This window comes from Streptomyces sp. NPDC058653, from assembly GCF_042716895.1.
Classification (GTDB): domain Bacteria; phylum Actinomycetota; class Actinomycetes; order Streptomycetales; family Streptomycetaceae; genus Streptomyces.
Genome location: NZ_JBHXRM010000035.1, coordinates 64817 through 74827 on the forward strand (window position 1 = coordinate 64817; position 10011 = coordinate 74827).

Annotated in this window: 13 protein-coding genes; 7 read left to right on the plus strand and 6 right to left on the minus strand. The window is 70.9% G+C overall.

What is annotated here, in order from left to right; all coding sequences use genetic code 11:
* Positions 1–37: 37 nt before the first annotated feature.
* Positions 38–646 (minus strand): TetR/AcrR family transcriptional regulator, encoded by a 609-nt coding sequence (locus ACFWU9_RS26225; protein ID WP_384322516.1) that lies wholly within the window; start codon positions 644–646, stop codon positions 38–40.
* Positions 647–700: 54 nt separating this feature from the next.
* Between ACFWU9_RS26225 and ACFWU9_RS26230 the strand changes: the two genes are divergently transcribed.
* Complete coding sequence (locus ACFWU9_RS26230; protein WP_384322518.1) at positions 701–1114, plus strand: VOC family protein; 414 nt, start codon at positions 701–703, stop codon at positions 1112–1114.
* A 28-nt stretch (positions 1115–1142) separates the two neighbouring features.
* Here ACFWU9_RS26230 and ACFWU9_RS26235 read toward each other — a convergent pair whose 3' ends face one another.
* A complete protein-coding gene (locus tag ACFWU9_RS26235; RefSeq protein WP_384322520.1) occupies positions 1143–1634 on the minus strand; it encodes an NUDIX domain-containing protein in 492 nt (163 codons plus the stop codon).
* A gap of 102 nt (positions 1635–1736) precedes the next feature.
* Positions 1737–2324: a TetR/AcrR family transcriptional regulator gene (locus ACFWU9_RS26240; RefSeq protein WP_384322522.1), complete on the minus strand. Its 588-nt coding sequence runs from the start codon at positions 2322–2324 to the stop codon at positions 1737–1739.
* A 72-nt stretch (positions 2325–2396) separates the two neighbouring features.
* On the opposite strand from ACFWU9_RS26240, the gene ACFWU9_RS26245 reads away from it, so the two are divergent.
* The 3 genes from ACFWU9_RS26245 to ACFWU9_RS26255 all read left to right on the plus strand — a co-directional run bounded on the left by ACFWU9_RS26245 (position 2397) and on the right by ACFWU9_RS26255 (position 4131).
* A complete protein-coding gene (locus ACFWU9_RS26245) occupies positions 2397–3224 on the plus strand; it encodes an SDR family NAD(P)-dependent oxidoreductase (protein ID WP_384322524.1) in 828 nt (275 codons plus the stop codon).
* 162 nt (positions 3225–3386) lie between these two features.
* Positions 3387–3881 (plus strand): CAP domain-containing protein, encoded by a 495-nt coding sequence (locus ACFWU9_RS26250; protein ID WP_384322526.1) that lies wholly within the window; start codon positions 3387–3389, stop codon positions 3879–3881.
* Between the two features lie 94 nt (positions 3882–3975).
* On the plus strand, positions 3976–4131 hold the full coding sequence (locus ACFWU9_RS26255; protein WP_384322529.1) for a hypothetical protein: 156 nt from the start codon (positions 3976–3978) through the stop codon (positions 4129–4131).
* A 56-nt stretch (positions 4132–4187) separates the two neighbouring features.
* Here ACFWU9_RS26255 and ACFWU9_RS26260 read toward each other — a convergent pair whose 3' ends face one another.
* The 3 genes from ACFWU9_RS26260 to ACFWU9_RS26270 form a co-directional block, all read right to left on the minus strand.
* Positions 4188–4745, minus strand: a complete 558-nt coding sequence (locus ACFWU9_RS26260) for a TetR/AcrR family transcriptional regulator (RefSeq protein WP_384322531.1) — start codon at positions 4743–4745, stop codon at positions 4188–4190.
* A gap of 269 nt (positions 4746–5014) precedes the next feature.
* On the minus strand, positions 5015–6247 hold the full coding sequence (locus ACFWU9_RS26265; RefSeq protein WP_384322533.1) for an MFS transporter: 1233 nt from the start codon (positions 6245–6247) through the stop codon (positions 5015–5017).
* A 58-nt stretch (positions 6248–6305) separates the two neighbouring features.
* The gene (locus tag ACFWU9_RS26270; RefSeq protein WP_384322535.1) at positions 6306–7223 is read right to left on the minus strand and encodes an AraC family transcriptional regulator N-terminal domain-containing protein; all 918 of its coding nucleotides are present in this window, start codon (positions 7221–7223) and stop codon (positions 6306–6308) included.
* A 162-nt stretch (positions 7224–7385) separates the two neighbouring features.
* Here ACFWU9_RS26270 and ACFWU9_RS26275 point away from each other — a divergent pair, with 162 nt between their 5' ends.
* The 3 genes from ACFWU9_RS26275 to ACFWU9_RS26285 all read left to right on the plus strand — a co-directional run bounded on the left by ACFWU9_RS26275 (position 7386) and on the right by ACFWU9_RS26285 (position 9812).
* The gene (locus ACFWU9_RS26275) at positions 7386–8468 is read left to right on the plus strand and encodes an aldo/keto reductase (RefSeq protein ID WP_384322537.1); all 1083 of its coding nucleotides are present in this window, start codon (positions 7386–7388) and stop codon (positions 8466–8468) included.
* 129 nt (positions 8469–8597) lie between these two features.
* On the plus strand, positions 8598–9323 hold the full coding sequence (locus tag ACFWU9_RS26280) for a UdgX family uracil-DNA binding protein (protein ID WP_384322539.1): 726 nt from the start codon (positions 8598–8600) through the stop codon (positions 9321–9323).
* A 108-nt stretch (positions 9324–9431) separates the two neighbouring features.
* On the plus strand, positions 9432–9812 hold the full coding sequence (locus tag ACFWU9_RS26285) for a VOC family protein (protein ID WP_384322541.1): 381 nt from the start codon (positions 9432–9434) through the stop codon (positions 9810–9812).
* The last annotated feature ends 199 nt before the right edge of the window (positions 9813–10011 follow it).

The window sequence follows — 10011 nt, forward strand, 5'->3', positions numbered from 1 at the left end:
CGCGAGCGAGAGGCGGCCCGGGCCCCGTTCGTCCGGGTCAGACGTCGCGCCGCCACGCGATGTCCCGGGCCGTGCGGGCGGCTCTCCTCTCCGTCTCGGTGAGGGCGCCGTTCCCCACCCCGAACAGTCCCTGGCGGAGGAACACGGCGAGCCCGTGCGCGGCACCGGCGACACGGAGCAGCAGGTCGAACGCGTCGTCCGGGTCCGGGGTCAGCCGGCGGACCACCGGCAGCAGTACGCCCGCCACCTCCTCGCCGGCCGCCGCCAGTTCGGCGAACCTCGACTTGTCCAGGCCGGCGTTGAAGGTGATGTCGAACAGGGCCGGCTCCTCGGCCGCGAAGCGGACGTACGCCGACGCGAAGGCGGCCAGTTGTTCCACGGGGTCCTCGCCGCCGCCCACGGCGACGGCGAAGCGGGCCCGCTGCTCGCGGTACCCGCGTGTGGCGAGCTCGGCCAGCAGGGTCTCCCGGTCGGCGAAGTGCTTGTACGGCGCGGCGACGCTCACGCCCGCCCGGCGGCTGGCCTCGGCGAGCGTGAAGCCGTGCGGGCCGCGCTCACCGACCAGATCGAGGGCCGCGCGTATCAGCGCGTTACGGAGATCCCCGTGATGGTGGCCGACGGGGCGCCGCGGGGCGGGAGGGTTCATGGGTTAAGGTTAACACCGCTTACTAGGTGAACATCATTAACCATGGGAGCAGCCATGACCGCCGTCCGTTTCCACCACATCAGTCTCTCGGTCGCCGATCTCTCCGCCCAGGAAGCCTGGTACGGCGATGCCTTCGGGTTCACGCGGGTGGAGGAGCGCCTGGAGATGCCGGAGGCGGGTCTGCGCACAGTCGTCCTCGCCGACGGGGAGGGCCTGCGCGTGGAGTTCGTCGAACGGCCCGGGTCGAGTCCCGCCTCGTACACCGACCCCTTCGCCGCCACCGCCGTGCAGACCTTCACGCACCTGGCCCTTCAAGTCCCCGATCTGGACGCCGCGTTCACGCGCCTGACCGCCGAGTGCGGGGCCACCCGGGTCTCGTCCCCCGGACCCGGCGTGAGCGCGGGCATGCGTTACGCGTACGTCGCCGACCCGGAGGGCAATCTGCTGGAGCTGATCGAGACGTCCTAGATCCGCCTCGGGCCGTACGCCCGTGACCTCATCCTCCCGACGGCCGGTCGTCACGGGTCTGGAACGCGAGGAGCAGAGCCGTCACACTTCCGGCCTCGGTGATCTCTCCCGTACGCACCGCCGCGACGGCCTCGGGCAGCGGACGCCACTGGACCGTCATGCCGATCTCCGCCCCGTCCCTGCGCATCGTGCCCGGCCGCAGATCGGTCGCGAGCATGAGATGGGTGCGGGCGCTGGTGACACCGGGCAGCGGATCGATCACACCGAGCGTGTCCAGACGCGCGGCGGTCAGCCCCGTCTCCTCCTCCAGCTCCCGCAGGGCGGCCCGGTGGGGATCCTGGCCGTCCGTCCCGCCGCCGGGCAGATGAACCATCCGCCGGCGCTGGAGGTAGAAGTCGTCCTCGACCAGCAGGACCTGCCCGTCGGTGTCCAGCGCCACGACCCGTACACCGTCGAAGACCGTGACGTGCTCGTACACGCCCGCCGTCCCGTCCGGTCTGCGCACGGTGTCCCGACGCACCGTCAGAAACGGTCCCCGGTGCAGTGTTTCCGTCCCCAGCCGCGTCCACCCCATGCCGGGGATTCTGTCACCGGCGCCGGCCGTGCGCCTCCCCGTCGCGCGTCAGGCGCGAAGCGCCGCGACCGCCTCGTCGAAGAGCTGAACGGCGTCGGCCGTTCCGTCGGACTCGAACCACGCGTCGACCGCCGCGTCCAGGCAGGCGAGTGCCGCCGCGACGAAGGCGCGGGCCCGGGGATCGGGCGTCGCCGAGTGGGGCAGACCGAGGCGGCGCTGTACGTCGGGGGCGAGCAGTGCCTGCCAGCGCAGATGCTTCTCCAGCTGCCTGGCCCGCAACGAGGGCACTTCGTGATACATCCGGGCGACCGTGAGCTGCTCCGCCTGGAGGCCCTTGATCGACTGGAGGGTCAGAAAGGCCGCCCGGATCGCCGCCCAGGCCGACTCCTCGGCGGGGCGCGCCTCCAGCGCGGCGCGGACCGACTCTCCCAGGGCTTCTATGTCGCCGAGGACGAGATCTTCCTTGCTGCCGAAGTAGTGGAAGAACGAGCGGCGGGAGATGCCCGACGCCGTGGCGATCTGGTCGACCGTCGTCGCCTCGAAGCCGTTCTCGGTGAAGAGACGCATCGCTGTTTCCGTGATCTCCGCCTTCACCGCACGTCGCGTGCGCTCGCGAAGGGTGGGTGGTTCGGCCATGCACTCACCCTATGTCATCCGCACTCGGTTCGCTTATTGCACTCGGTGCAAGCAACTGCTTAGGGTGCAGCCATGACTCCCATTGACTACGCCCACCAGACCACCCTTGTCACCGGCGCGAGTTCGGGCATAGGCGCGGCCTTCGCCCGCGAACTGGCGCGCCGCGGCTCCCATGTCGTCCTGGTGGCCAGACGGCTCGACCGCCTTGAGGTACTCGCGGCCGAACTCCGGGCGGCCCACGGCATCCGGGCCACCCCCGTCGCCCTCGATCTCAGCGAGCCGCGAGCGGGCCGGAGACTCGCCGCCGACCTCGCGGAGCGGGGGATCTCCGTCACCGGCCTGGTGAACAACGCCGGCTTCGCGACGGACAACACCTTCCACGGCGAGGACCCGGAACGCCTCACCGACGAGATCAACGTGAACGTGGCGAACCTCGTCGACATCACGCGCGCGTTCATCGAACCGCTGCGCGCCTCCGGGACCGGAATCCTCGTCAATGTCGCGAGCGTGGCGGCCTACACATCGAACCCGGGCATGGCGGTCTACTCGGCGGGCAAGGCGTTCGTGCTCAGCTTCACCGAGGCGCTGTGGTACGAATCCCGCCGGACGGGGCTGCGCGTCCTCTGCCTCGCCCCCGGCCTGACCCGCACCGAGTTCTTCGACACCCTCAGCGGTGGCACCTACAAGGGCAGTTACGAGACACCGGAGCAGGTCGTCCGTACCGCCATGCGTGTCCTCGACCGTGGCCGCCGCCCCAGCGTGGTCTCGGGGCGCCTCAACGCGTTCGTCGTGACCCTTCCCCGTCTCTTCACCCGACGGCGCGCGTTGATCATCGGCGGAGCGCTGTCGGCCCGATCGGGTGCCGCGCCGGTCGCCGGTCCGGCGGGGCAGCCCGTCTAGATCTCTCCCGGGGGCGAGGGTGTGTGTCGGTGTTGTCGAGACTCGTCCACATCTCGTACTCATCCGCATCGCCGGGCGTTCGGAGTCGTTGAGTCAACGACCGAGGGCGTGAAGCCCTGGGGCGTGGTGCGTCCGCCACTCCGTTCCGACTGGGAGAGTGATTTGTCGATTCCCCGTTGTCTGGCCGTAGTTCTGACCGTCGCGACCGCGGCCACCGCCTCCGCGGCCACCACTTCGTCCACCACACTCGCCGCGTCCGCGGGGTCGCCGCGGGCCACCGTCGTGAAGCTGACCAATGAGGAACGCGCCAAGGCCGGCTGTTCGGGACTGAACAGCGACGGGGCCCTCGGCCGGGCCGCGCAGCGGCACTCCACCGACATGGCCAAGAACGACTTCGTCGGCCACCGGGGCTCGCGTGGCAGCACCATGGAGACCAGGGCGGAGGACGCCGGGTACTCCGGCTGGAAGTCGCTCGCGGAGAACGTGGCGGCGGGGCAGAAGAGCCCGGCGGAGGTGGTCAGGAGCTGGATGGAGTCGCCGGACCACCGGGCCAACATCCTCAACTGCGCGCTCACGCACATAGGGGTCGGCTATGTGCGCAGGAGCGGCACCGACCACGACAAGTATTGGACGCAGGACTTCGGCGCGAAGGGCTGACGGCGCGGAGAGGTTTGGTGGGCGGACGCGGGGTTACACGGAGGGCGTACCGAACGCGGTCGCACATCGTGCACACCACGAGATTGGAAACCTCATGATTCTCCTCGGCGTCATTCTGCTCGTCATCGGCCTCGCGGTCGGCGTGTCACTCCTCACGACCATCGGTGGTGTGCTCGTCCTGATCGGCGCGCTCCTGTGGATCCTCGGAGCCACCGGTCGCGCCGTCGGTGGTCGCAAGCACTACTTCTGAGGCTCCCGAAGCCTTCCGGGCTTCCTGAGCGAGCACGTGGGAAACCGAAACAGCGTTCAACCCTCGTCGGCGGTGACGCGAGTGACGCGGGTGATGGCCTCAAGCGTCACGTCGCGGCCGTGCGGTTCACGCGCCAGCGCGCGATGGAGCGCCAAACCCTCGATGAGGGCGTCGAGTTGGCGGGCGGTGTCCGGGTCGAAGTGCCGTTCCAGGTGGATGCGGCTGCGCCGCATCCACTCATGGGTGAGTTCCCGGTACTCCGGCCGCCGGGCGGCGAGGGTGTACAGCTCCTGGGTGAGGACGAGGTCGCGCTGGGGCCCCTCCGACAGGATGTGGACGAGGTCGGCGACAGCCGCCCTGGCCTGGTCGCGGTCGGCCGGGGCGGACAGGTGGGCGTCGAAGACGGCGACGATGTGATCGGTGAACTGCCCGAAAGCCTCGCGCAGCAACTCGTCCATACCGCCGAAGTGGTACGTCATCGACCCCAGGGGCACACCGGCCCGCGCGGCGATTTTACGGTGCGAGACCCGGGCGAGGCCCTCCTCGGCGATGAGGTCGAGGGTGGCGGCGATGATACGTTCGCGGCGCCTCGGGTCGGTGTGTCCGGTGGCCATGTCGCCGCGATCAGTGGGTACGGACCGGGCGGGCGGGGCCGTCCACGGCGACGACGTGTCCCAGGTCCGTGTCCGGGTCTTGCCCGCGGTGATCCATCGGCATAGGTGCGAACGTACACCGAGGAGCCGCCGCCTTCGTACAGTTCTTGAAGTGAGGGCTGTCCCGACGGATCGGTCGGGATCACTCGGGATCGGTCGGGATCACTCCGGACCAGGGCCTCCGATCTGCCGGCCACCCCCGCCTTGGCCGTGTCACCTCGCCGTACCCGCTACGCCCGCCTTGGCCGTAGCACCCCGCCGAGCACGATCACGAGCAGTCCGGCGAGGGGCACCACCAGCAGACCCACCCGCAGACTGGTCGCGTCCGCGACGAGCCCGACAATCGGTGGCGAGAGCAGGAAACCGAGGCGCATGAGCCACGAGACGATCGTGAGCCCCGACCCCGGCTTGAGCCCCGGCAGCTCATCGGCCTCGTGCATCGCCGCGGGCACCAGCGTCGCCACCCCGAACCCGGCCGCGGCGAAACCGAGGATCGTCCCGGTCGCCGTGGGCGCGGCCAGCGCCAGGCCCATGCCGACCGCCGCGATCAGCCCGCCCGAGCGCGCGACCGTACGCTGCCCGTACCGGTCCACGAGCCTGTCGCCGATCACACGGCCCACGAACTGGGCGCCGACCAGGGCGATGTAGCCGGAGGCCGCGAGCGCCCCCGAGGCGTGCAGCGAGTCGGAGAGATACAGCGCCGCCCAGGAACTGCCGGCGTCCTCGACGAGCGCGCCAGCCGCCGCGATGAGGACGAGCGCCGCCAGCACGTACGGGGTACGCGGACGGACTCTCGTACGCTTCCCCGGCCCCGGCCCCGGCCCCGGCCCCCGCTCCCCGTCCGCACCGCCCGTCCTCTTCTCCCCGGCCGGCTCGGTGTCCGGCCCGGTCAGACAGAAGCGCAGGGCGACGCAGGCCGCGATCCCGAACACCACCGCCGATATCAGCAGATGCTGCCCCCGCGACAGTCCGAGCGCGATCGCGGCGGCGGCCATCGATCCTCCGACGACCGCGCCGATGGACCAGATGGCGTGGAAGGAGTTGATGATGGAGCGGCCGTAGCGGCGCTGGACCCGCAGCCCGTGGGCGTTCTGCGCCACATCGGTGATCGCGTCCATCGCCCCGGCCAGGAACAGCGCCGTCGCGAAGAGCACCACGGAGTCGGCCAGACCGGCGGCGAGTACGCCCACGGCGGTGCCCAGCGTGCCGATCACGGCCACGCGCCCCGACCCCAGCCGGCGGACGAGCACACCGGCGGCCAGGCCCGCCGCGATGGCGCCCGTGGGGAACGCCGCGACGGCGAGTCCGTAGGCCGCGTTGCCGATGCCGAGGTCCGCCTTGATCTGCGGAAAGCGCGGCAGGAGGTTGGCGAACAGCGCCCCGTTGGTGAAGAACAGCACAGCCACAGCCGCGCGGGCCTGCCGCTCGGCCGGGACAGGTGGGCGCAGCACGTCAACAGTCATGGGCGCGAGCGTACAGCCAGAGCGTACGAACGTACACTCCTCTGCCGGCGCGTGCCCGCTACGGCAGTCGGCGGGCTTCCACCGGGGCGGCGGCGGCGTGCAGGCGCGCCGCGTCGCGGCCGGGCGGTGCGCCGAAGAGACGGCGGTACTCACGTGTGAACTGGGACTGGCTGTCGTAACCGACCAGATGTCCCGCTCCGGCGACATCGTTCGGCTGGGCCAGCAACAGGGAGCGGGCCTCCTGGAGCCGGATGCGTTTCTGGAACTGGAGCGGGCTGGTGGCGGTGATCGTGCGGAAGTGGCGGTGGAAAGCCGAGGTGCTCATGCCCGCGAGCCGGGCGAGGTCGTCGATCCGCAGGGGCTCCGCGTAGTTGTCGCGGATCCACTGGACCGCCCGGTTGACATGGGTCAGATTGCTGTCGGGCAGCCCGATCTGGCGGATCATGCCGCCATGCGGTCCGCGGAGCAGCCGCCAGAGGATCTCCCGCTCGATCAGCGGAGCCAGTACCGGCACATCGGCGGGGTGGTCGAGCAGCCGCACCAGCCGGGTCGCCGCGTCGAGCAGTTCGGGGGAGGCCTCCCCGGTGGCGATCGCCGGCGGTACGGCGGGCCCGCGCGTACGCCGCTGGGCCGCGCCCTCCAGCAGCAACGGGGCGATCGCGCCCGGCCGTAGCGCCAGTCCCAGGCCGAGGGACGGGTGTTCGGGGGTGGCACCGAGGAAGTGGCCGCTGACCGGGAGGTCGGTGGTGACGATCAGATACTCGCCCGCCCGGTACTCGTAGACCTCGTCACCGAGCAGGAGCCGCTTGCCGCCCTGGGCCATGATCACCAGGAGCGGCTCGGCCAGTGAATGATGCGGCTCGACCGTCTCCACCCGGGACAGCAGCAGCCCGTCTATCGCCGTACCCCCGTCCGGGCGCGCGTGGGAGGCGATCAGGGTTCTGAGCTCGTCGAGCGGCGCATTGATGGTGGACATGCGTTCCACGAAAGCACTCCCGACCGAGTACGGCAAGCCTGATACAGGCGAACTCGGCAGGATCGTGCAAAGGTCGGAGCGGATCGGTCTACACCCGCGCACCCCCTGTGAGGTCCCCTGGAGGTGTTCGTTCCTGTCGCTCATCCAGCAAAGGTGGGGCTCATGTCACTCGACCACTACGTCACTCTCGGCCGCTCGGGACTCCGCGTCAGCCCGCTCGCCCTCGGCGCCATGACCTTCGGCGACGACCCGGGGAGCGCGGGGTGCGATGTCGAGGAGTCGGAGAAGATCCTGGCCTCCTACCTGGACCGGGGCGGGAATTTCATCGACACCGCGAACTTCTACGCCAACGGTCACTCGGAGAGGATCCTGGGGGACTTCTTCGCCGCGCGTCCGGGACGGCGCTCGCATGTGGTGCTGGCCTCGAAGTTCTTCTTCAACATGTTCCCGGGGGACCCCAACGGCGGCGGCGCGGGCCGGGGCTCGATCACCGCCCAGCTCGACGAGTCGCTGCGCCGACTTGGCACCGACTATCTGGACCTGTACTGGATGCACAACTGGGACCGCAGTACCCCGATCGAGGAGACCATGCGGACCCTCGACGACCTCGTACGGGCCGGCAAGATCCGCTACATCGGGTTCTCCAACACCCCCGCGTGGGTCACCGCGCAGGCACAGACCATGGCCCAGCTCAGGGCCTGGGCCCCGTTGATCGCGCTCCAGGTGGAGTACTCGCTGCTGGCCCGCACCGTGGAAGGCGAGATCGCCCCGCTGGCACAGGACCAGGGCATGGCCCTCGTGCCCTGGAGCCCGCTGAAGAACGGCTTCCTCTCCGGCAAGTACCGTCGCGGCGCCGAGGTCGTCGACTCCGCGCGCACCGCGTTCGTGGGCGGGCCCAGCGAGGAGGAGTACGCCGTCATCGACAAGGTCGCCACCGTCGCCGACGAGCTGGGCACCAGCTCCGCCGCCGTGTCCCTCGCCTGGCTGCGGGCCCGGCAGGGCACCGTCGTACCGATCCTGGGGGCCCGCCGGCTGGAGCACCTGGAGAACAACCTCGCCGCCCTCGGGACCACGCTGAGCCCGGAGCAGACGCGCCTCCTGGACGAGGTCTCCGCCCCGACGCTCGACTACCCGGCGCCCATGCACGGCGAGCCGCGCGCGATGCTCCAGTTCGCCGGGACCACCGTGGACGGCATCGAGTCCGCCGTATACCCGCCCCTGCTCCAGAGCGACGTCCGGTACTGAGCACCCCGCGTGGGCCCGCCCCGCCGCCCGCCCGTACGGCATCTCGCCGTGCGGGCCGCGCCGGGCGGCCTTACGGTCGGCGACGTGGGCGCCGCGGTCCGCCCGCCGACCTCGGAGGTGAGCCGGAACATGACGTCCACGAGCGGCAGCGACGGGAACGGCGAGCTGCGCGGTGCGGGGCGATCCGACGCGGAGCGATCCGACGCCGAGCGGTACGACGCGGAGCCCTTCCTGCCGGGTCGTGGCGGGCTACCCGCACACCGGCGGGCGGCCGCCGACTGCCACGGCTGTCCCCTCTACGAGGAAGCGACGGGCACGGTCTTCGGATCGGGTACGAGTGCGGCGCGGCTCATGCTCGTCGGCGAGGAGCCCGGCGACCAGGAGGACCGGCAGGGCGAGCCGTTCGTCGGCCCGGCCGGTCATCTGCTGCGCCGGGCGCTCAGAGAGGTCGGGCTGGACGAGGAGCCGGCCTATCTCACCAACGCGGTGAAGCATTTCAAGTTCACCCGCTTCGAGCACGGTCGGCGGCGTATCCACAAACCGCCGAGCCTGCGCGAGATGACGGCCTGCCGCCCGTGGCTCGACGCCGAACTGCGCCTGGTCCGGCCCGAGATGGTGGTGGCGCTGGGTGCCATCGCCGTTCGCTCGCTGCTGGGCCCGACGTTCCGGGTGACGAAGGACCGGGGGAGCACGGTGCCGCTGCCGCCTCCCCCGGGGACGGAGCGGAAGGACGCGGAACAGGCGAGGGTCCTCATCACGCTCCATCCGTCCGCTGTTCTGCGCTCCGACGACCGAGAGGCGGCGTACGCCGGTTTTCTGGCCGACCTGCGGGTGGCGGCCGACGCGCTGCACTGAGAGCGGGGCCGGCCGGGGCCGGACCGTGCCGACCACGGCCGACCGGGCTTGGCCGCGCACAGCCGGGGCATCAGGGGTTCCACGCACCGTCGAGACTAAGGTTTTCCCATGCTCAGACCAGGCATCACCGTCATCGGCGTGACCGATCTCCCGAGGGCCGAGGAATTCTGGACGTCCGCCCTGAATCTTGTGTCCGGGCAGGAGTGGGAGAGCGACACCTGGCGGACGCTGTTCCACGCCGACGGGTCGGGCCACGCCCTCGGCCTCATGCTCAGCGAGTCGAAGCCCGAGCCGCACCCCCGGGTCCATCTGGACCTGTTCGTGGACACGACGGCCGAGCAGGAAGCCGAGGTCGAGCGTCTCGTCGCGCTCGGGGCGAGAAGAGTCGACTGGGATCTCTACCCGCCGAACGCGGATTTCGTCGTCCTCGCGGATCCCGACGACAACATCTTCTGTGTGGTCGATCTCAGCCGCGCGCCGAGCATCTGACGGCCGCCGGAGCAGGTTCACGGCGGCCGTCACATGCCATGGCGCCGAGGCCCACGCACGGGGCTCCGCGCGACCGAGCAGGCGGGGCCCGGTGCGGTTTTACGGGCCCCGGCCCCCCCCCGGGTAGAACCGGTGGGCCAAGGGGGGGGGGGTGGGTGGGGCCCCCGGGGGGGCGCCCGCCCCGACGGACCCGCACGCC